We start from the raw sequence: 23320 nt of genomic DNA, 5'->3' as shown, positions 1-23320 counted from the left end.
TCATAACGAAAATTCAATGAAATCCACGTAGGCATCCCAGGTTCCGTCATCGCTCGTCAAGGTAAGTTTGACCTCCTGATCGCCAGTAGCGTGAGTAATGTTGGACAAGGTTTGGACAGTCGGTGTTTTGCCCGTGAAATAAAAGGCACCCACAGTTGCTCCTCCAATAACCAAGTCCACTTTGGCCGTACCAGCATTGCTTGAAGCTCCCCGTACTGAGATATTATGCGTAGGGTTGGCAAAATACTGTGAGTATGATGCGTAGTCAGCAGTGCCATACAAAGCAACCCCGTCAAAGGGTGTACTGATCTTGCCTGCATAAGTGCCGCCAATATTCATATTCTCAGCTTCAACCTTTGTCCCCATATTTCCCCCCGTGTTGGGGGTGAACTGCCAGGCATCCAAATTAAATAGATTGCCGTTACCTGCCCCAGTAAACACCAAATAAATGTTGCGAACTCCAGTTGCATTATTGATCGTGGTCTCTACTTCTCTCCAGATCTGCATACCTCCAGTTGAAGGCACTTTCAAAGAGCCGACTAGCGGCCCTGTCTCACTGTCAAGCCGTACTTCAATATTACCACCGACATTTGTGGCAACATTAGCTTTGAACGTCTTTGCTCCGGTAGAGCCAAAATCAGCCTTCCCGACAGCTACCCAGTCCCCATTGTGAATATTGGTCACATCCAGATTACTGACCGGACCGCCAGTGGCTTGAGTGGGCTCGGTCGTAATACCCGCCTGCCACGCCATGGTTTCCGCTTCAACTCTGGTATATGGATTTAGATTGGATAGCTGAGCTATTCCAGTCATATTCCCTTGTACCTCTTGGATGCTTCCATCGGTATTATACACCAGTTTATTAATGTGCGGAGAGCGATAGCCTTTTCCAGTGCCAATTTGTGCCTTGCTGACCGTTTGGGCATGATACACGACATACCACTCATTTTTAAAGTTAAATACAGCATGGTGGTTGTTGCCGCCAACGCCGAAGAATGTATAGGGGTTTTTCAGGAAATGGCCTTTATAAGTGAAGGGGCCCATCGGGTTGTCGCTGACCATATAGCCGATTTCACCTCCAGGGTACTGAGTCGGGTGTGTTCCGGCAAAGTTAATACAGTAGGAATAATAGTATTTGCCATTGTACTTATGAATACCTGAATCTTCAAATAGGTAAGGTGCATCAATGGTGGTTGCGCTTCCAACAACACTGATCATATCTGCTCCTAACTTGCTCACTCTAGCTGTTTTGGGATTAGCAATGGAAGCAGGATCGGATTCGTTAGGAATTCCCCCACCGCTATACAGGTACCCTGTGCCATCATCGTCCACCAGCACAGCAGGATCAAAAAGCCATGTCACGCCAGCCATTCCAGGTGTACTATGTGTCACAAGTGCTTTACCGAGGGGGTCTGTCCAAGGTCCGATCGGTGTGTCTGCTGTCAGGACTCCAATTCCTGCCCCGCCATTGGCAAAATAAAGGAAGAATTTATCTTTGCCATTCATTTTTTTATGCGCAATTGCAGGTGCCCAGGAGTTAGAGGCCCATTTGGCAATGCCCCTTCCGCTGTTCTTGTTGTTGGCCCCTGCGACTGGTATCGCTCCGTGATCCGTCCAGTTCACCATGTCCGCGGACGATATGACCTGGATGCGATCCAGAGCACTGAAGTCATTGTCTTTAATCGATCCGTCATTGTTATACACATACGTATCACTTGACATGTAGATATACACCCTTCCATTATACACCAATGAATAGGGGTCAGCTCCCAACTTATGATCCATTAGAGGGTTAGAATTTCCAGGGATCTTAGCCAGTGGCCGATTGGCAGCATCTACATTTAGCATGGGAAAGACACCGAGCAATAGAGCGAAGGAGAGAAATAAAACTAGACATTTTCTGATCATAACAATAACCTCCGTTTATTATATGGTCTAAAGCTGAGCTATCCGCAAATTTATCAAAACCAAGAATATGCTCAGACCTTTACCCGTAAGGAGAACTGCTGTGAAGAAGGCAAAAGAGAAATGAAATCGCTTACATTTTGATCGAAAAGTTAAATGCTAATATGTAATTTGATTATAAATAATGGTTTTATTTGGAGTAATCATAACATGTTATATCAAAAATAACAATTTCATTCTATTTTAAAAAAAACGAATCGAAAGGAACGTAGATCCCTGATTTGCTCCGATTAAGGTAATCTTAAAAGACAAATAATTTAGTTACTTTGGAGATGAATTATGTTAATGACGAAGGAAGTTTCACCCTAACAACTGGTATTGTCCATATTCATCAAAATGGTTGCAGAGGTAAAAGGGGGCAAGACAAGCACGTATGAGACAATCTCGGGAGAATTAACAACCAAAACTTATGCCATCGTGGATGCCTTGACCCCTAAATCCGTCTCCAAGTTACCATAATTATGATGTAACTGATTACTATCAGGTAGACCCGCTGTATGAGAGTCTAAATAATTTCCGCACCTTGATGAACAAGCGGACCGAGCGTCAAGGTGATCATGGACCTTGTTATCAGTCATTCGAGCAGCGAGCCCCCATGGTTCAAGGAGACCAGGTGGCAACCCACAAAACAAATACCACGACTATTACGTATGGGTGGATGAGATTACAGATTTGGATGAAAAGGGCTCGTAGGCTCAGCAGGTGTGGCAATAGCTGATAAAAAATTTGATATTCGAACTGATCAGTGGAGCATCTTATTTGGAAAATTCTAAATGGAAATATTTGTTGACGATCAATAAATGCTATGCTATATTTTTTTTCGGATGATAATTGTAATCATTACTATTAATTAAGTGACATAAGAGTCCCTTAAAAATTCTTCTTGTGGAATAGAGGTAGCTGAGATGAAACAGGAGACCGATTTTACAAAATTTAGTCCAACACAGAATATGACGATTCTTATTAAAACAAATCATCCAGCTGGGACATACAGACACATAGCCTCAAAAATTATGTCATACGATAACGTGTATGCTGAACAAGTAGGGTTTATAGAAAGATCAGAAAAAAAAGTTAACGCACATTTACAAATGGCCGAATGGGCAATTCTGCGGTAATGCTTGTATGGCATTGGCGACTTATATCGCATCAATATATTCATATTCTATTAAAAGTCGAACAATTTTATGAAGCGATGAAAAAAGAGCGCAAACATTAGCAAGATTACTTAACCTTGGGAGATATTCGGAGCAATTACGACGTTTATCCCTTTGTATATTCCTCAACTTAAAAACGGTAATGCTGGTCTGTATTTAATGATTCAAGCGGGAGTTGTTGTAGTTTCTCGCTTCACTCTAAGAAAAAATATTCCGTCAGATGGCCAATGGCATTCCCGCTTTATGATGGGAACAATGCTGCTTCTGGCATTGGCGGCTGGATGTGTAAGCTTTTCAATACAGGGCGGAACGATTCTCTTTTATGTTGGAGCCGTACTTATGGGTATAGCACAGGTAATCGTTTATCCAACTCTGACGACCTACTTGTCATTTGTTCTTCCACAGTCAAATCGTAATGTGCTAATCGGATTGTTTATTGCCACAGCTGATATGGCTGTTTCTCTGGGGGGCCATCATGGGAACCATTGCTGATTTTCCCTCCTATTCATTTATGTATATGGTATGTGCTATTTTAGGGGCAAAGATGATCGTTTTTGCCTATGATCGACGAAAATTGGCGGTTCGCGGATGAATTGTTAATTAAAGTGCGGACATTACTACTGTAATGAATTATAATTTAAAATTTTAAAAGACAACTGGTAGGAGAAGAGATCGTCCCCATTTTCAAGTGAAGTATTAAGTATCTTTTTGATTTTATTTATACGGTAAAGCAACGTATTTTTGTGGATATTTAAAAGGTTGCAGGTCTTGGCAGTATTTTGCCCATTGAATAAAAAGACCATTAATGTATGGCTCAATTCGGTATGATGTAACTCATCATACTCGATCAGGAAAGAGATATCTGGGTGGCAAAAATGTAAATTCTCTTCTGTTTTATTGCTAATTTCAAGGAGATAGAGAAATGAAATATCTTTGAAATAGATAGCCCCAGACTTGATACCTAACCGGTTGTTTCCAATCTCCGCTGCTTTTATAGCTTGCTTGTAGTGAATCTGCAGTTTGCTTATATCGGAAAAAGGATTGCTGACCCCCATTGTAAATGCGTTAGCATGAAGAAAGCATTTTATTCTCTTGTAGATTGCATTATCAGGATAGAACAATGACTCTTGATTAAGCAACAACACTACAGAGTTTTTATATACAACATACATGCTCTGGGGCAGAAGTAGATGCAACTGTTTTACAAGAATGTCTAGGGAGTGGGCAGTGGAATGAGTGTTGGGCCTCACGATCACCAATTGCATATTTTTGTGTAGTTTTATGCCTAACGTATTCAGACGCATTTCAATTGTATGTGGACTACTTAAATGATTATCTAGCAAGTCAGCGAGAAAATAGGAATACTTGACCCCTTTGTTGTCTTTATAAAAGGAGTCTTTTTGTAGTTCAATGGAAATGATCTTGCAAAAATAACGAATAATTTTTTTATCTAACTCAGAAATCGGCTGGTAACTTTCAGAGATCATTACATGTGCGATTTCAATTCCATATGAGGTTATCCTCAGCAAGTAATTGGTGAATAGTTTCATAACAACGACTAATTTCAGCATCGTTGCTCTCTCTTAAATGAAAGACATTATGGGAAAAAGAATGAAGAATCGGATTGACAACACTGGAATTTCCAAAACAAAGGAAATTCGCACCTGTATTAGCATCAAAAATAAGGGGGAGTTTCTTGTAATGTATCAGATACAAAGTCGACGGTTCAAAATCTGTTTGCTCATGATCTAGCCAAGCAGTCTTATTGACCACAGCATTTTCATTTGAAATTTTCACCTGTGTAATTGTGTAATCGCATAAAATGTTAAACAATTCACGTACTTTCATACATATCAACAACTTTCCCGTTTTTTTAATACTTTTTATTGAAACACATGAGGAAAGAGCAACTGTGGAACGTATATTTTTGTGCAAATGGACAATGCGCTTATGGATTGAATTATATATTATGAATGGGGAGAAGACCATGTATTTGTAAATAATCCAGAAAAGGGAGACAACATGATGCAGTCAAAACCATTAAAAGTAGCTGTAATTGGTCACACAGGTATGGGAGGAAAAGCACTGACGGAAATTTTGTTGAAAAGAGGACATTCCGTAACTGGCATTTCTATTGATGCAGATAAAGTGCCTGATACAATTGGTCTTACATCTATCACCGTATCGGTAATGGATGCTCTGGAACTGGTAGCAGCTATTGCCGATCATGATGTAGTGGTAAGCGCATTCTCAGGGGGACATGAGATAGATATGCGGGTCTATTATAGACAAGTGGAAGGAACGAGACGAATTATCAATGCATTTAAACAAGCAAAAGGGAAATATCTGATCTGTATTGGTGGTGCAGCAAGCTTGTATGTAAAACCGGGTCTACAGATGTTTGATGACCCTCGTTTCCCCACATGGTATTTTGGCGTGGCGCCGGCCGTACACTTGCGTTGGTTGGGTGATATTACACAGGAGAAATTCTTTTATGATGCTGCTGAACGAAAGGAATCAGGTGTAATCCAGCCAGGGGAGTCAGATTCGAAACTGGAGAAACATGTATCAAGTTGGACCAGTGTACCCCTTCTTGAAGGTTGCCGTGTAGCTTTGGATCTATTTCAAGCGGACCATAGCTTTAATTGGAGTTTTCTGTCTCCCCCATGGTTTTATCGTCCTGGAGAGGGGACTGGAAATTATGAGTTGGGAATCGATTATATGATGATGAAAAATGGTATTCCAGCCGGAGTTTCAGTTCCTGACCTGCAATTGGCTGTGGCGGATGAGGTCAAGAACCAAGCACTGATTCATAAACATTGGACCGTATGCGCAGCTGAGTGAACAAGGTGTGATATTTCTAAGGGAGGAATTTTGGATGAATTCCTATATAAGTAATAAAGAGCAACAACTAAGTTATGCGAAATATTATGACTGGAAGATGTCATCAGCACCTGAAGAATTAGTGAGTAAAGTCAATGAAGGTCCGATTGATTCCAATCAGACGATCAGCATCTATGAGAGGAATCGTTTGCTGGACCCTGGATACCTAGAGACAGAAATCGGTTATTGCTGCATGGAAGACGGAACAGGCTTTGTGGCCAGTCGTATCCTGATGCCCGGAGTCACTAATACGATGTTTGACTGGTGGTTTGTATGGCATGCTATGGAGCCTTTGCGTTATAAAATCTGGAACAAGGAAGATCACTTTGGAATTCAGACGGACCAAAGGGAGCGTTTACTCGACTCCAGCATTCCATTACCTGAAAGAATTTGGGGAGTGACACACATCGTAGAGGAAGATACGGGCTCTGGACCAAGAAATATTCGGATACGTTTTTGCTCACCGGAAAGTATGGGCTTTGATTTGAAGAAACTAAAGCTCTCGAATACAAGCTCATTATTATGTGCTAATGGTGATGATGCAGTAATGGTTCACTACATTCGCCCCATTGAAGGGGGAGTTGAGCTTCGGTCCAGATTCTGGCTAGGTTATAACATTGATCTTCAGACAAAGGAGACGAAAAAAATAATCCCAGATCATATCCAAGTCCCTCTCGAAGAAACGAGAAGTTTACTTCTGCATTGTATCAAAGAATACACTCATTTAGCCAAATTGCTGCCAGTGTTGTATAAAGAAGAAAAGTGTAATCTATAAAATACTGTGAAAGGTTATTTTAGAATGAAGAAAAAAATTATTTAGTCTAGTACTGAGCCTTGCATTGCTTCGTCCAAAGGGGTACCTATTTGGATTGATCTGGGGAATCATCACTGTGAGCATTCAAGATGTGTAGTGGCACCTCAAGAAATTACACTATTTATCATATTATTCGTGTTAGGTGGGGTAGCAGTTCTTCTGGCTAATTAAGATCACTTACATGCCTGCATGGTTATGCGGTTGGCGATCACCTTAGGATATTAGGAGCAACTCCAGCTGCTGAAGACTCTATTATTTTTCAAATGGAAATTTCAATAATTGTTGGTGTTATCTATGTTAGATTGAGAGCACTGTTTATGCAATCATTAATAGTAAAAAAGTCAACAGATTAGAAACACTCTACAACGGTATAAACACACTAATACCTTTGTGAATTGTTTCTCAAACAAAGGAGGAACTACTATGAAAATCTTAGCCATTACAGCAGGAAGAAAAAATGGAAATGGAGAAATTTTGGCGAAAGAGGCATTGATGAGAGCGGAAGAGTTGGGGGCGGAAGTGATGTTAATCAACCTTCATAATTACGATATCACTCCTTGCTCAGGATGCGAATCATGTACTGTGAAATTTACGCAAAAAGGTGAAGCTCCAGAATGCATATACAAAAGTAAGGATGATCTGGATTTGATCATGAAGGAGTGGCTTAGTGCAGATGGCATTATCGTGGCAGTCCCAACCTATCAGTTTATGCCTGCCGGCATCTTCCGTACCTTCACCGACCGGCATCTTGCATACGAGCCTAATTTCCATAAACAAGTAGGTTCAAGTGAATATCACCGCCACCGTGTAGGAGGAATTATCTGTAATGGCGGGTCGACGCGAAGCTGGATGTCCTTGGCACTTGAAAGTATTCACGTCAGCATGTTGTCTCAAGACATCAAAGTTGTAGATCAGATGCTTGCAATACGCGCTCCAAGACCAGGTCAGATTCTGCTGGACGATTCAATAATCATGCGAGCTAAACAGTTAGGTGAGAATGTTGTGACTGGCATCCGTAATTATGAGCAGGTAACGTTCTTAGGAGATCCGAAGCTTGGATGGTGCCCTAATTGTCACTCCAATCTGCTTTCTTTGGCCGAACCACATTGGAATAATAATGGTTTTGCGATTGAATGCCCAGTATGTCATAGTGGCGGCGATTTGCAGAAGAATAAAGAGGGGAAATGGGAGTTTGTTATTACCAATAACACGAAATCAATGACAAATAGCCATGGAGCGGTTGACCACTTCTTTGAGATACAGGATACTATGAAAACTTACTTTGAGAATACTGAACTGATTAATGAAAAGCGTAAAAAATATAGCAAGTATAAACCTAATACCTTAATAACGATGGGGCATTAGTATTCAGGACTTCTTTCATAACTCTATATGATTTCTCGGGATGCCTAGTTATCATTATGAAAGAATCTGAAAAGAAAAAAGCTTGTATCTCATTTTTCACTCTGAAGAGAATCAGCCTTTAGGTTTGATGTCGGGTGATAGAAACACTATCTCATTAACGATTTTGAAAATAATATTATCGCTTTCCCAAGGAACCAATTCGGGTTATTGAACCATTTCACGCTAGAAGCAGCCCTTAAATCACGGGCTTTATCGTTCACAGCCGAAAGTAGAAAATCTAATTACTACATCGAATAGATATTCAGTGGACAATTGATGGGATCCATTGAGAAACATCCCCATGAAATATTTTTTGAATGGTGTAACTTCAAAGGAAAAGCACATTATCCTTTAATAGCATCGGTTATTGAACCGCACATGCATGTAGCCGATCAATTGCAATGGACACCAGTAGCTGATTTAAATAACTTATAGATTCTGCAGAGGCGTCGCCAGATTGGCGACTTCTTTGTTGCATATTACCAGTTTCTACATGTGAAAATTTTAAGATGAAAATATATTACTCATATAAAAGGAGTGATATGTATTAAAGGTAAGCAACTGAGCAATCTATTTTCATCCGGGCAGGGGAGTGTACACTTGAAGCTCATATCCAAGCTTCTTCTGATACATTGATGCTTAAAGGTGGATTTTCTCCTTGTTTCCTCGATGCTCTATGGTCGAAATAAAGCTTCAAGGAAAAATCGATGGTTTTAATACTGAGGACTTAATTGTTTTTTTGTTGAGGAACCTGTTGCGAAGAGAAAAGCTAAAATGCTTGTACAAATTAAGCATATATTGGGTTTATTTGGTATACAAGAAATACTTTTAATTTCTAAATAGTTCTTTTAAATCATTCGAAATCTTTTTAGTGATAATTGTTTCAGCATTTTGATTCCAAGTTTGTACAATATCAACAATACGAGGCCATACTCAATGCGGATATTCTTGATCAGACTGTGAAATATGGGAATGAAAAAGCGGTTACACAACCCCATCTTCTTCTACGAAATCATATATGAGATTTCTTTCACTACGGTTGCTTCACATATTAGTCCATATAAAATGAGAAAAATCTCGGGATGTATACACTTAAATGGATACATTTATCCATACTTCTCAAGATGATAGTTCAACCAAGAATATTCACAACCTCATACATACTTCATAGCTTCAATTTTGTTCTGATCGAAACCGTCAACACCACTCACTAATCTCAAGGTAAAGAAGCATAGATTAGTGAGCATAGAGAATTTCCTCCATTTTGTTCAATCTTTCCACTATGTCTGGTGCTAAAGTACACATAATGAGACAAACGATTGGTGAATTTCAGGCTTCTCTTGGATTACAACACTTGAATGGACAGAGAGCAAAACGTGGTTGGAAAATTCATTGCAATAAAACAGTACGATATGAAAATTCAGCAGCTTTATGAGTTATTTGATAATTATGGAGTTCTACCTAAGGTAGTTCGGCTAAAGTGGGACAAGTTAAGTGATCCAGTTCCAACAATTACTTCAAGAATTCTGTTTTGACCGATAAGGCCTACTTAAAATTCACTCCAAATAGAGCTAATCGTGGGCAAAGAGATGGGGAACTAAGCAGTTACAAAAACGACTTGGCCAATAACGACATATATGAGCTTTTAGATCAATGGAAGCAACCATTAAGTTTCCGCTTGATTAGTAAAAACGGGATACAATTTTCAACTAACGGGGACGTTAGTTGAACTTCGCTTGCTATTACGAGAACCGGATTCCCTTTAAGGGTCCGGTTTTTTCATGCAACGCATTGCTTAGCGTACGATTTTTTCCGTTTCGTGAGGTGACGGCATTAAACAAGGAATTTTGCCTAGTTGGGAGTACGGCCAACAACTAGATAATAAAGATCGAATACAAGAAGGGCGTTTCCGGAATGAGCCGGGAGCATCCTTTTTCCGTTCCCAGTTCAAACTAGGGATGGTTTAAAACAGCCTCAATTTGGTAGAAAGAAACTGGGTTCCGGATCGGTGAGCAATGCAGGGGTGATAAACAGCAACGGAATGGACAAGAGAGCAGGGTAACCGTGCTCACGCTTAACCTATAGTCAAAACAATTTGATAAGCAAAATAATGACTGTAAAAATACCGACTACAATTAGCAAGTTTACTGCATTACGTAAAGAGCCGAAGTTTTCTTCGGCTCTTTTCTAAAATATACAGTTGCTTTATTGCAAGAAGCGATAACCCGTTAATACTTGATGGTTGTTGGATTAAACATACGGAGGAATGTCCGCACTTAGAATCTGTCGTTGGGGCATCTTGGTACACTCCCAGCCGTTAAAAATTTAGTCCAGAGCAATATCCGGCTCTCTCTTGAATCTACTTTTTAATTGGAATCAACCTTAGCACGGTGCAATACCGAACTGAGGTTGATTCAGTTAACTATGACATACTGCCGTTTACTTCAGATAGGTTCCCGTTTCTCCAATTCCACCTCTGCCATTCAATACATATACCCTTGCATTTCCTTTGCCGGAGCATGTCAAGGTAATCTTGCCATCAGTAACGGTTTTGGAATCACCGGTCACCGCATCCACATAGGTTCCGTTCGGAATTCCGGTAAACGTGGCGTTTCCTGAAATCGTGACCAATGCAAAGCTGTCAATGCCTTTGGCACTGTCGGTATATCTTCTCTTAAACGCCAGATTGCCCGACACATTCTCTGTGGAATACTGGCCTTTTTGCAAGGCGGGAACAGCTCTTCTGATTAAATTAAGTTGTCTGATATGTTTCGCCAGAGGATGGTTGAGCGATTCCGCAAGCGTGCCAGTAGCATTCGTGTATTTGCCGTAATCTTGTACCGTAACATTGCCTTCCATGTGATCGCCGAAATATGCCCGTCCCGTTTTGCTTAGCGGTGCGTTTGGACCTGTATCAATGGTTGCCCCTTTTTGAAACTCGATTTCGGAGCCGTAGAAGATAGCGGGTATTCCGCGGAAGGTGAACATCAGATCAAGATTCTCGGCCCAAGTGTCCTGTGTGCCCGCGAATCTTTGATTTTCCGGAGCCTGGTCGGGCGCATAGTCATGCGAGTCGACGTAGGTTACATTCCAGGTAGCATCATTATAGTATTGATCGCCACCTTTCATACTGAATGCTTCCTGTGCAGTCTTGAATGCCCAATGCATTGGGAAATCAATCACATCCATGCCCGATTTCATCGAATAGTCAGGCGTATGATAGGTATTTCCGTTTAAGAAAGCATTGTTCGAGGTTGGCTGTCCTGCTGTAGTAGAGTTGTCCGCCCACTCTTGTTCAACTGACGCTTTATTGGAGGCGTAGTCATTCTTTCCATCGCCCGGATACGATTTTGAGCTTTTCCAAGTATAGAATGGCGTCGAGATCGCTGGAATTCCACTGTTCCAGACATCTCTGTAACGAGTGGCTACTTCTCCAAAAATATAGAAATCCGAGCCGCCTCTTGTCTTCCAGGCAGGAATATAGTATTTATTGAAAATATACCGGCTCACATGCTTCACCGTATCGACACGGAAAGCGTCAACACCCATGTCTATATAGTGATTGTAGGTATCAATTAAATATTTGTTAACTGCAGGGTTTTCCGTGTTCAAATCCACGCAATCTCCCGCTATCTGACCAGTTTGAACAGTATAGGATTCCCAGGAGAGGCTTTTCTCTGTATGGTAAATGTTATTGTTCGTCCCCTCTGTCTTCATTAAGGCGAGCCTTGCCTGATACTGCTGATCGGGTGTCATGGAATCATAGTTTGGCGGCAACTTATCCGTAGTCTTCACCAAGTTGTTAGCGGTATCGGGTTTAGCTGGATCTTTCTTGAACATGGGATACAGATTCTCTTCACCGAAGTTACCCGTATGATTGACGACGATGTCCTGAATAACCTTCAGCCCCTTGGCATGGGCCGCATTGATCAAATCCTGATAAGAAGCTCCCGCCGATTCATACCGTGGGTCTACTTTGGCAAAATTTAAAGCATGGTAACCGTGGTAATCATAACCGTTGGCATTCTGCACAACAGGTGTAATCCAGATGGCGCTGAATCCGAGGGCTTTGATATAATCGAGCTTTTGAATCAGCCCCTTAAAGTCCCCTCTCCAAGCCGGGTCCGAATCTGGATTACGCGCCTTTCCATCATCCCATGCGTGCACGTTATTGCTCGGATCACCGTCATAGAACCGGGAAGTAATCACGAAGTAAATAGTATCTTCCCGAAAATCACCTTTATTTCCAACATTATAAACAAAGCTTTGTTTGGTTTGATTGCCAGCGCCGTCTATAATGAGAAATTTTAATGTCGTGGTCTTGGAGATAAGAATAGACGGTCCAGTCAATCCGGCCAAAGCGTTGCCGAGGATATAGACTTTTGAGCTTATGGTTGGTTCCGTACCATCCTCGGTGTAGTATGCCTTGGTCGTTGCCGCCTTGTTATCCTTAAGGGTGAAGGATACAGTCACTGAGGACTCGGAATGCCCTGCAGGCAAATTCGCTGTGATTGTCGGAGCTTGCAGATCTGCATTCAGGTCAATCACATAAGCGAAAGAGGATGCATTTCCAGTTTGACCGATTGAATTAACACCGAAGGCCTTAATGGTCAAAGAGGACGCAACTTGGATTGGAGAGGTATACAAGGTCGAGGATGTCGTAGGTGTCGAACCGTCTATCGTATAGTAAATCTTATCGTCACTGTTGGTACTGGAAAGCGTCACCGTTTGGGACGAATCGTATGTTTTGGGTACAGGAGAGGCGGAAATCGCCGGAATTTTAGGCATTTCCGGGCTGGCATCATACCATGTGTTATCTGTGTAATACCAGCCCTCTTTCACACTACGGGACAAGTTGGCTGTCTGTTTGCCGCTACTGTCATTGAAGATGAGGCTTGAGCCTGTGGCATCGGCAATGGTGTAGCTGTACCAGTCGTTTCCATCTGACTTCATCAGGATTCCCGGCCACGCCCCGCTTATCGGAACGGTTGCCGGACTCAGATTCCAGTAATGGATTCGAATCGCTGAATTCCAGCTTGAAGGTTTCTTAAAGTGAACCGTTAACCCAGTTTGAGTTGATTTAGTTGTTGGGGTAGGTGCATACGTTGCGGTAACGGTAGACGTGATCGAAGCGGTTGTCGATGGAAGAGCAGTTGCTGTGGGATTCGTGTAGGTGGCTGTATAATCGTTGTTACTCGAAGCTACGCCGGGTAAGCCGAAGAAGTTGAAGCAAAGCGATAAAATAATCAACCAAGAAATAAAACTCCCAGTTTTTTTCTTAACAAGTTAACAACCTCCTGATAAAAATTAGTGGGGAAAATCACGCAACCGGTTGCATTAAAAGTAAAAAAAAGAAAGACATTTAATTGGATAAAATGGATCCATTGATCGCCTCCTTCGAGGTATATGTGGAAAATAATCATTGTACGCGCTTACAAAAGAAACTTTAAGAAAAGCCATTCACACAAGGCTCTACACCAATGATTTTTTCCTTTTATGATTATATCAACCATACTTTTACTAGTCAATGCAATTGCTAGGGACATATTTCAAACCAAAGAAAGCCAATTCATAATTGAAGCCAACGTCCTAAAAGCCTTGAAGGCACAGTGACTAATAATGACGGGAGAAAAAGGCCGTTAGAAATTTATCTTTAATATAATCATTGACAAATTGTTAGATAAATGAAATCATGTCCCTGAGTGCAATAGTGTGCAAGCGATTGCCTCTTTGAAAGCGTATACATTTTGTTTTACGCTCTTTTATTTACTCCTAATCTCTCAAGAGAGGTTGGTTGTAAAATAAAATCAAAAAGGAGAGTTTAGTATGAGGAGGAAGGCAAGCCCCATCTTGAGACGTACCTGGAGTATTGTTCTCTTTGTCGCATTGTTATTGCAAACGATTGGCTTTAATCCCGAAGTACAGGCGAATGCTGATGTTCAGCAGTTAGGCGGTTCAGACGCAAAGCTAACAGCTGCCACAAACTACGAACTTCCGGAAAGGACGAAGGATGGTCTTATTTTTCATGCGTGGAACTGGTCTTTTGACAACATCACCAGGAACCTTCCGGAATTGGCTCAGGCGGGATTTAAAGCGGTGCAAACTTCGCCAATCCAGGCCAGCAAGGAAGGGTTGACAGAAGGCAGCAAGTGGTGGATTTTGTACTAGCCCATCAACTTTAAAATCGGTAACTCTCAATTGGGAAGCAGGGATGATTTCAGACGGCTTTGCCAGGAAGCGGATAAATACGGCATCAGTATCATCGTTGATGTTGTCGCCAATCATACGGGGAATGCGGGCGGTGGAAATCAGCAGTATCAGCCGGCACATAATGTCGATCCGGTGATCAAGAATAACAGCTATTCCTGGCATGAGGCCAGAGGCGTGGAAAACTGGAATGACCGTTGGCAAGTCACACAGTGGGGAATTGGTCTGCCCGACCTCAACACGTCTAACCAAGAATTGCAAGATATCATTATCGGATTCCTGAATGACGCCATTTCCTTGGGAGCCGACGGCTTCAGATTCGACGCCGCTAAGCATATTGAGCTGCCCAACGATCCGGGGGGCTCCAATTTCTGGCCCCGGGTACTGGGCTCGTTGAATAATAAAGACAAACTGTTTAATTACGGGGAAGTACTTCAAGGCGGAGCTGACAACTTTGCCGGCTATGCCAATTACCTCAGTTTGAGCGCCTCCAGCTACGGGAACAGTGTCAGAAGCGCTGTTGGTTATCACGGTGACATCAATGTTGATGCGGCCCAATCTTTTAACGCTAATAATGTAAGCCCTTCTAAATTAGTTACTTGGGTGGAATCGCATGACACTTATGCAAACGACAACAGCGAATCGACGGGGTTGAACGATTGGCAGATCAAAATGGGCTGGGCAATTATCGCCTCTCGGGCGGAGACGACCTCTCTGTTCTTCAACAGACCGACAGGAGGTGGGAAATTTGCGAATCGGCTCGGCGACGCGGGGAATACGCTCTGGAAGGACCCGGATATTGTTGCCGTTAACAAGTTCCACAATGCCATGGTAGGTCAAGACGAATACATTAGGACGCAAGGGAATCAAATTATGCAGGTTGAACGCGGAACCAAAGGCATGACGATTGTGAACCTTGGAGGCAATGCTCAAATCAACTCTCCTACCAGACTGGAGGACGGCGTTTACCAGAACAAGGCCAACGGCGGTGGATCGTTTACGGTGTCGAACGGCAGAATTACCGGCCATCTGGACGGAGGCAGGATCGCCGTACTGTATAGCGCGGCGCAGCAAACTCCGACAATATCCGTCGATCCCGGAGAAGGCTCTTTCTATACAGATTCTGTTAACGTGAGAATAAACTATTCCAATGCAAACTCGGCAACCTACACTTTGAACGGGGGACCGGCGACTCCGTTCAGCTCGGGAGATAGGGTCAGCATTGGCGCTGGGACTCCAATCGGATCGACGTTTGTTCTGAAACTTGTCGCCGCGAATTTGTCCGGTCAAACAGAGAAGATGTTCAGGTATACGAAGGAGGAACCGAGCTCGGGTATGACCGTTCATTTCTACAAGCCTTCCGGCTGGGGAGCGCCGAACATCTACTACTACGATGATTCCGTGACTCCACTCAGAGAAGGTTCAGCTTGGCCGGGCGTGGCCATGCAGGATGAAGGCAACGGCTGGTATGTGTATAGGGCCCCCGACTGGACGCAGGCGAAGGTCATATTCAACTCAAACGGAAATCAGATACCCGGATCGCAAATGCCTGGATATGCCGTAAGTGGCGAGAGATGGATCAAGGAAGGACAGATTACTTCGCAAAATCCCCACGGGACAAAACCGACGGTTACGATCAATAAACCGGAAGGAGCATTCCAAGGGGATAGTCAGGAGATCACGCTCAATTACACCGATGCCGACAGTGGTACTTACAGACTTAACGGCGGTCTTTTACTTCCGACCACAAACTAACGATAGGTACGGGCGATCTGCTAGGTACCCGCTATACGCTGGAAGTGACAGCAAGCAGTGCTATAGGGAAAACGAACAATAGCTATACTTTCGCCAAAGCACAGGCGACGAGATGTTGACTTCCAAGAAAGAAAATACAGCCTGGCCGGGAGTTCTAGGGGAGCGGCTTGTACTTGCTAATGCAAGGTTACGACTCGGTCGTTTTGGAATGCAATATCGAGCTTCGCGGTTCAGATCAGCATTTATCGAGGGACAAGAACATAGTTCTATTGAAAGTCGCTATTTTAGCGGCTTTTTTTGTTTTAAGGTACTTGTCCCAAATTGACGTAATTCATTTGATCATCGTAACATGTTATAGAACGTTTTGACTCCATTTCTATAAGGTGATACATTAATAAAATTGGGGGGCAGTTTTATGGCAAAACGTGCAATGACAGATGAAGCGAAGGCGTTAAAGGCGCAAGCCATTCTAGATCAGGCCGCTCGCATGTTCGAAGAATCCGAATATAATCACATTAAAATGTCGGACATCGCTAAAGAAATGCAAATGTCAAAGGGTATTCTTTTCGTTTATTTTAAAACTAAAGAAGCTTTATTTTTCAATCTACTGTGTAGAGAGTACGAGATAAGGCTAATTCGGCTAACTGAACTAATAATCGAACAACCTATTCACAACTTCAATGATTTCAAACGCCTAATTATGACCGAGCTGATCGAACTGGTTGACCATAAACCTTTATATATTCGCTTAGAGGCTATACGCTCAGTAATACTGGAGAAAAATGTGGATGCCGAATTGATGCTTAATCTAAAAACAAATCTTTACCTCCAGATGATGAAAATGAACTCTCTAATCTGCGAGAATGGTGTACTGACAGAAAACGAAGTCATGGATGTTTTCCAAGCGCAGGCTTCCATTATAATCGGGTGCAAGCTATCATCTAGCATGCCTGCTGAAGTAGCTAACAGCATTGAGGAAAAAAGATTGGACGGATTCAAACGGGATTTCAAAACCGACGTAATCACAACGATGGAGCGTTATTTGGAAGGATTTCGGGTCGAAAGATAAAAAAGAGGGACTATGTGGCTCAGTGCCAATCATATTTAAGAGTTGGTCATCGAATTGTATAGTCCGAAATGCAGATCCAGGATGCATTTCTTGACACACGCATTTTTCATGAGTCGCCTTTTGGCGGCTTATTTTTGTTGTATGGACTTTTAAGGGATAGCAAGCAAATTCGAAATGAAGGGCCAAGTTTACGCTAAAATTAACGGCACCAGCCTGAACGTCAGAGTAGATGTTACTTCCTAAAATAAATAATCCATTTCCTTGTTTACAAATGACCATGGGTCACTTATGATTGACCCGGGGTCATTAATTAAAAGGAGGACAACAATATGGATAAAAAAGTAGCACTTGTCACTGGAGCTTCAGCAGGAATTGGGAAAGAGACAGCTATTGAATTGAAAAACAAAGGATTTATCGTTTATGGGGCAGCTCGCCGTACAGAAATGATGAAGGATCTGGCAACGCAAGGGATATGCCCAATCGCTCTAGATGTCACTGACGAGGAATCAATGAACAATTGTGTAGATCACATTCTGAGAAAAGAAGGACGGATCGATGTTCTGGTTAATAACGCCGGGTATGGTTCCTATGGAGCCATTGAGGATGTGCCTATGGAAGAGGCTCGTCGCCAAGTGGAAGTTAACGTATTTGGCCTAGCACGAACGACCCAACTAGTGCTGCCAAGTATGCGCAACCATCGCTTCGGCAAAATCGTAAACGTGTCATCCATGGGCGGAAAAGTGTGGACCACATTCGGAGCATGGTATCATGCAACAAAATTCGCGGTGGAAGGATTCTCGGATTGCCTGCGGATGGAAGTGGCACCGTTTGGTATTGATGTAATCGTGGTGGAGCCGGGCGGAATCGCTACCGATTGGGGCATAATCGCTGCCGAAAATCTCCGTAGAGCTTCCGCTAATGGAGCGTATGAGCAAACGGCAAACAAATCGGCAGACAATATGACAAAAACCTACAGTGGCAGCAACCTGACCAAACCTGTAGTCATTGCCCGCTGCATTGGCAAAGCGGTAACGGTAAAACGGCCTAAAACGCGGTATCTCATTGGATTTGCAGCCAAACCGATGGTATTCATCAAAACCGTGTTCGGAGATCGCATCTTTGATCGGATCATCACTCGGTTCAGCTAAACCATAGTAAATATACTTCAAACGTATGAATTAAACCGCAAAATATGATTTTTACTGCTTGCTGGGTAGGAAATTCTCGCATGTAATAAGGAAGGAGGAACACAGATGGAAACCCAAAAAGAGGCAGTCACTGCCATCGTGGCTGGCGCGACAGGAATGATGGGAAGGCAACTTGTCAAACTTCTGCTGGAGCATCCAGCCTATGCTCGCGTCATCGTTCTTGTTCGTCGGGATATGGGCATATCCCATCCCAAACTGGTGCAGAAACAGGTGTCCTTTGATCAACTGGAGGAACAATTGGATGGCACATTGGTGAAAGACGCAGATGTCTTCTGTACATTAGGCACAACGATGGGACAAGCCGGGAGCAAAGCAGCGTTCCGCCGGGTAGATAATGATTATCCGGTAGCACTGGGCAGAGCAGCGCTTCGTCATGGAGCAGCCAGCTATATCGTTGTGACTGCCATGTGGTCTTCTGTACGGTCTCTTATGTTCTACACACGAGTAAAAGGAGAAGCAGAACGTTATCTGCTGGCTCTCGGGCTGCCTCGCCTCGTTTTCTTGCGGCCCTCTCTCTTGATAGGAGATCGTGAATATGAGAAAAGGCTGAACCGGCTCATTGAAATAATTGTAGAAAGCCGCATCCGGGATTTCGATGATTTTAAACATCTCTTGTTAACCGAACTTTCGAAGCTTGTCGAGCATAACTCACTGTATATTCGATTAGAAGCCATGCGTACAATCGTTCTGGAGAAAAACGTGGACGCGGAGACCATGCTTATGTTGAAAATGAATCTTTACGTCCAGATGAGGCGTATGACCACGCTCATTTGCGAGCATAACGCGCTAACCGAAACTGAAGTGATGGATGTGTTACAGGCCGAGGCGTCAATCATTACCGGGTGCAAATTAAATGCGACCCTGTCCCCCGAAGTGGTAGATATCATTGAAAAACAAGGGATGGAAGGACTCAAACGCGATTTCAAACAAGATGTCCTGAGCACCATGCAATCGTATCTGGAGGGCTACAGGGTCACTCATCGAAACGCAGTAAAAGAGCATATTCTGGATAACATGCTCTTTAATAATAAGGAAGAAACCCGCAACCTTTAATACGCTGTAGCTGGATTGCAGCAACGTGCAACCTTGAATTTTTTGCAAACAGGAAAAATTGACTGTATTTTCAAAAAAACAGAAAACCATTTGAAATTCGTACTTAACCAGCTTGAGAAAGTTTTTTTATTATTTTGTACTGCTATCCTTCCACTGAGAAAGATAGGACAGAATCAGGATTTTGAGTCTTCTTTAAGGATGATATTACATAAGAGCGGATCTTAATACAATCTTAATGCTATAGGCAAATTCGTAATACGGTAATAATTTTGCTCATGATATACTAAGGATTGACAGAGAATATAACAGAGAGTGGGCACAGGATGGCAGCAAAACAGAACGATGCCGGGTCCATACTTGATCGAATTACTGACTTGCCGGTAAGGAAAAGAAGAGGAAGACTGAAAATTTTTGTTGGATATGCACCAGGTGTTGGGAAGACCTATAGGATGCTTAGCGACGCCCATGAAGAGCAAAAAGCGGGTATTGATATCGTAGTTGGATATATTGAACATTATGCCCGGCCATACACTACGGCGTTGTTGGAAGGACTTGAACTTCTTCCTTACATCAAAATTTCAAATAAAGAATCCTCTACTAAGGAATTTGATCTGGACCAAGCGCTCCAAAGAAGTCCTGACCTTATTTTATTGGACGATTTGGCCCATACCAACGCGGCAGGATGCCGCCATAAAAAAAGATATCAGGATGTAGAGGAACTTCTTCGAGCAGGAATTCATGTATATACGACGATGAATGTTCAACAGATCGAAAGCCTAACGGATATTGTCTACTCCATTACTGGCATTTCCGTTGACGAACACATACCGGACAGTGTATTTGACAGTGCTGATCAAGTGGAATTAGTTGATATTGAACCGGATGATTTGATAGAACGTTTGAATAGGGGGAAGATTTATAGTGAGGAGGAGAATAAACAGGCTCATTTATTTACCAAGGAGAAGCTGACGGCTCTACGTGAAATTGCTTTGCGAAATACAGCAAGTCAGTTAAACCGAATCGCGGAGCAAATCAGTGAGCAGGCGAAAATAAATGAATTTGATACAAAAGAACATGTTCTGGTCTGTCTGTCTTCGGCTGCTTCCAATAAGAAAGTAATTCGAACAGCAGCAAGAATGGCGGCAGCTTTTCATGGTCATTTCACCGCGTTATTTGTAGAAACACCGGAAGCGAGAGAATTGACACCAAAAAATAAAGCGGAGTTAAGGGAAAACCTTAGGCTGGCTGAGCAAATGGGTGCACAAATCGCAACGATGTATGGAGACGATATTCCAGGACAGATTGCCGAATATGTCAAAACAAGCTGTGTATCGAAAATTGTCCTAGGACGCTCCCCTTATAAGAGGAGAGGACTTGCAAAATCCAATGTAATGGATAAACTAACGGCCTTACTTCCTAATATTGAAATCTATATTATCCCCTATACTCAGTCTTCCTTCTATAAAAGATTGCCTTTTTACGCAAAATACCCAAAGCTGTCGTTGGCTGATACTATCAAGACCATTGCTATCTTGGCTGTGTGCACTATCATTGGCTTGTGGTTTAAATATTTGGAATTTCGAGAAGCCAACATTATCACGGTGTATATTCTGGGGGTTTTGTTAAATGCAATTATGACCCAGGGCAGAATGTATAGCGCCATTTCTTCCGTTATGAGTGTACTTGTGTTTAATTATTTCTTTACTGAGCCTTATTATTCTCTGCAGGCTTACGATTCAGGTTATCCGGTCACCTTTCTGGTTATGCTGGCTGCTTCTTTCATGACGAGTACACTGACTATGCGAGTAAGAGAGCAGGCTCGTCAATCCGCACAAAAAGCTTACCGTACCGAGGTACTTCTGGAAACAAGCCGGAAACTGCAACAGGCAAAAGACTCTTCGGCTATTATTAATGAAATGGCGCAGCAAATGGTAAAGTTGTTGGACAGAATGGTCATTTTTTATTCAGTTGACCAAGGGGAACTGTCGGCGCCGCAGATTTTTCCAAAGAAAGAATCTGCAGTTGATCCAGGGGTCTACACAGGAGGCAACGAACGTGCAATTGCAGAATGGGTGTATAAGAACAACAAGCGTGCAGGAGCTACCACGGATACTTTTTTTGGCGCTAATTGCCTATATCATGCGGTGCGTGGGGGAGATAAGGTTCTTGCGGTGGTAGCTATTGTTATGGATCAGGAAGAACCTTTAGAAGTCTTTGAAAAAAGCCTGATGATTGCCATGTTGGAAGAGTGCGCGCTAGCGCTAGAAAAAGAAAAGCTGAACGAAAAACAAAAAGAAATCTCCATGCAAATCCAGCAGGAGCAACTCCGTGCCGATCTGCTTCGGTCCATTTCTCATGATTTGCGCACCCCTCTTACCAGTATCTCAGGCAATGCGGGAATTCTTCTTGGAAACTCAGAGGTACTAAACGAGGAACAGATAAAAGGTCTATATATGGATATATATGACGATTCCATGTGGTTAATCAATTTGGTAGAAAATTTGCTGTCCATTAGTCGAATCGAAGGTGGTACTCTAAATCTGAATTTTCAGGCAGAATTAATGGAGGAAGTCATTTCGGAGGCTCTGCTTCATGTGAATCGCAACAGTGTGAAGCATGTCATTCAGACGGAATTGGATGATGAATTAATGATGGCTCGAATGGACTCCCGACTTATTGTTCAGGTATTGATCAATATAGTTGATAACGCAATCAGGTATACCCAAGATGGCTCTCACATCACGATTTCCGCAAGACGCGAGAGACATATAGTCGTTGTAGAAATCTCAGATGATGGCCCTGGTATTTCTTCAGAAGACATCAAGGTCAGACTGTTTGAGATGTTTTATACGGCAGACAACATTCATGGGGACGGACGTCGTGGATTAGGACTGGGACTTTCTCTGTGCAAATCAATTGTGAATGCTCATGGCGGTACTATTGGTGTTAAGGACAATGTCCCTAAAGGGACGGTTTTTTATTTTACCCTGCAAGCTGAGGAAGTGAATGTTCATGAATAAACCTTTTATTCTTGTTGTCGAGGACGATAAACCCATCCGCAAGCTGATTACGACAACGCTGGAGACACAGGGTTATAAATATCATACAGCTAAAACAGGCGAAGCATCGATTTTAGAAGCAGTATCCAAGCAGCCGGATCTAATGATTCTGGATTTGGGGCTGCCGGATATGGACGGTGTAGATATCATTAAAAAGCTTCGTGCATGGTCGAATATGCCTATTATTGTGGTCAGCGCACGCAGCGAAGATCGGGATAAAATAGATGCGCTGGATGCCGGAGCGGACGATTATCTAACAAAGCCCTTCAGTGTAGAAGAACTGCTGGCCAGACTTCGAGTCAGTTTACGAAGAATTCGAAATGACAGTGATAAGCTCCTGAAGGATGCTTCCAGCTTTATTAATGGAAATTTGAAAATTGATTATGCGGCAGGATGCGTATGGATCGGTGAAGAAGAAATTCACCTGACCCCCAGCGAATATAAACTGCTTTGCCTGTTGGCAAAGCATGTAGGCAAAGTACTGACCCATAATTTTATCCTGCATGAAATCTGGGGCAACCACAGCTATGACATTCCTGCCCTGCGTGTGTTTATGGCAACGCTGAGAAAAAAAATAGAAAAAACATCATCACAAACAAAGTTTATTCAAACACACATCGGAGTTGGTTACCGTATGCTTCAGGTTGGAGATGATGGCTAGGTAACAATACCATAATGTAATTAGAGATCATGCTCTTATGAAGCATGGTCTCTTTATTTTTCATCTGCCATCTAAATCTTAAGAT

General features: G+C 42.6%; 13 protein-coding genes and 2 pseudogenes. 12 read left to right on the top strand and 3 right to left on the bottom strand.

Features of this window, described 5'->3' with window-relative positions:
- Entirely contained in the window at positions 1-1908 is a 1908-nt protein-coding gene (locus tag ACQW03_RS24770) for a carbohydrate-binding protein (protein ID WP_441952259.1), read from the bottom strand.
- Positions 1909-2870: 962 nt separating this feature from the next.
- On the opposite strand from ACQW03_RS24770, the pseudogene ACQW03_RS24765 reads away from it, so the two are divergent.
- Together ACQW03_RS24765 and cntE are read left to right on the top strand one after the other, a co-directional pair.
- A pseudogene (locus ACQW03_RS24765) lies at positions 2871-3117 on the top strand (diaminopimelate epimerase); the annotation flags it as partial.
- Positions 3118-3206: 89 nt separating this feature from the next.
- A pseudogene (cntE, locus tag ACQW03_RS24760) lies at positions 3207-3714 on the top strand (staphylopine family metallophore export MFS transporter CntE); the annotation flags it as partial.
- Positions 3715-3739: 25 nt separating this feature from the next.
- On the opposite strand, the gene ACQW03_RS24755 reads toward cntE, so the two are convergent.
- Positions 3740-4693 carry a PucR family transcriptional regulator gene (locus ACQW03_RS24755; protein WP_441952257.1) on the bottom strand — a complete coding sequence of 318 codons (954 nt, stop codon included), beginning with the start codon at positions 4691-4693 and terminating at the stop codon, positions 3740-3742.
- A 451-nt stretch (positions 4694-5144) separates the two neighbouring features.
- Here ACQW03_RS24755 and ACQW03_RS24750 point away from each other — a divergent pair, with 451 nt between their 5' ends.
- The 3 genes from ACQW03_RS24750 to ACQW03_RS24740 all read left to right on the top strand — a co-directional run bounded on the left by ACQW03_RS24750 (position 5145) and on the right by ACQW03_RS24740 (position 8184).
- Positions 5145-5966, top strand: coding sequence for an NAD(P)-dependent oxidoreductase (locus ACQW03_RS24750; protein ID WP_441952255.1), 822 nt, complete (start codon positions 5145-5147; stop codon positions 5964-5966).
- Positions 5967-6000: 34 nt separating this feature from the next.
- Entirely contained in the window at positions 6001-6780 is a 780-nt protein-coding gene (locus tag ACQW03_RS24745; RefSeq protein ID WP_441952253.1) for a DAPG hydrolase family protein, read from the top strand.
- A 462-nt stretch (positions 6781-7242) separates the two neighbouring features.
- Positions 7243-8184, top strand: coding sequence for a flavodoxin family protein (locus ACQW03_RS24740; protein WP_441952251.1), 942 nt, complete (start codon positions 7243-7245; stop codon positions 8182-8184).
- Positions 8185-10662: 2478 nt separating this feature from the next.
- On the opposite strand, the gene ACQW03_RS24735 is transcribed toward ACQW03_RS24740, so the two are convergent.
- Entirely contained in the window at positions 10663-13473 is a 2811-nt protein-coding gene (locus tag ACQW03_RS24735; RefSeq protein WP_441952249.1) for an alpha-amylase family glycosyl hydrolase, read from the bottom strand.
- A gap of 576 nt (positions 13474-14049) precedes the next feature.
- Between ACQW03_RS24735 and ACQW03_RS24730 the strand changes: the two genes are divergently transcribed.
- From ACQW03_RS24730 to ACQW03_RS24700, 7 genes are all read left to right on the top strand, one after another.
- Positions 14050-14391 carry a hypothetical protein gene (locus tag ACQW03_RS24730; RefSeq protein ID WP_441952247.1) on the top strand — a complete coding sequence of 114 codons (342 nt, stop codon included), beginning with the start codon at positions 14050-14052 and terminating at the stop codon, positions 14389-14391.
- Between the two features lie 30 nt (positions 14392-14421).
- Entirely contained in the window at positions 14422-16185 is a 1764-nt protein-coding gene (locus tag ACQW03_RS24725) for a starch-binding protein (protein ID WP_441952245.1), read from the top strand.
- 415 nt (positions 16186-16600) lie between these two features.
- On the top strand, positions 16601-17254 hold the full coding sequence (locus ACQW03_RS24720) for a TetR/AcrR family transcriptional regulator (RefSeq protein WP_076293688.1): 654 nt from the start codon (positions 16601-16603) through the stop codon (positions 17252-17254).
- 329 nt (positions 17255-17583) lie between these two features.
- Positions 17584-18402 carry an oxidoreductase gene (locus ACQW03_RS24715; protein ID WP_441952243.1) on the top strand — a complete coding sequence of 273 codons (819 nt, stop codon included), beginning with the start codon at positions 17584-17586 and terminating at the stop codon, positions 18400-18402.
- Between the two features lie 105 nt (positions 18403-18507).
- Positions 18508-19515, top strand: coding sequence for an SDR family oxidoreductase (locus ACQW03_RS24710; protein ID WP_441952241.1), 1008 nt, complete (start codon positions 18508-18510; stop codon positions 19513-19515).
- A 323-nt stretch (positions 19516-19838) separates the two neighbouring features.
- Entirely contained in the window at positions 19839-22535 is a 2697-nt protein-coding gene (locus ACQW03_RS24705) for a DUF4118 domain-containing protein (RefSeq protein ID WP_441952239.1), read from the top strand.
- Positions 22528-23235 (top strand): response regulator, encoded by a 708-nt coding sequence (locus ACQW03_RS24700; RefSeq protein WP_071640868.1) that lies wholly within the window; start codon positions 22528-22530, stop codon positions 23233-23235. Before ACQW03_RS24705 ends, ACQW03_RS24700 begins: the two co-directional genes overlap by 8 nt.
- Positions 23236-23320: the final 85 nt, after the last annotated feature.

Source organism: Paenibacillus sp. DRB1-1 (genome assembly GCF_052119485.1).
Taxonomy (GTDB): Bacteria; Bacillota; Bacilli; order Paenibacillales; family Paenibacillaceae; genus Paenibacillus; species Paenibacillus polymyxa_B.
This window is presented reverse-complemented; position numbering and strand designations above follow the sequence as displayed.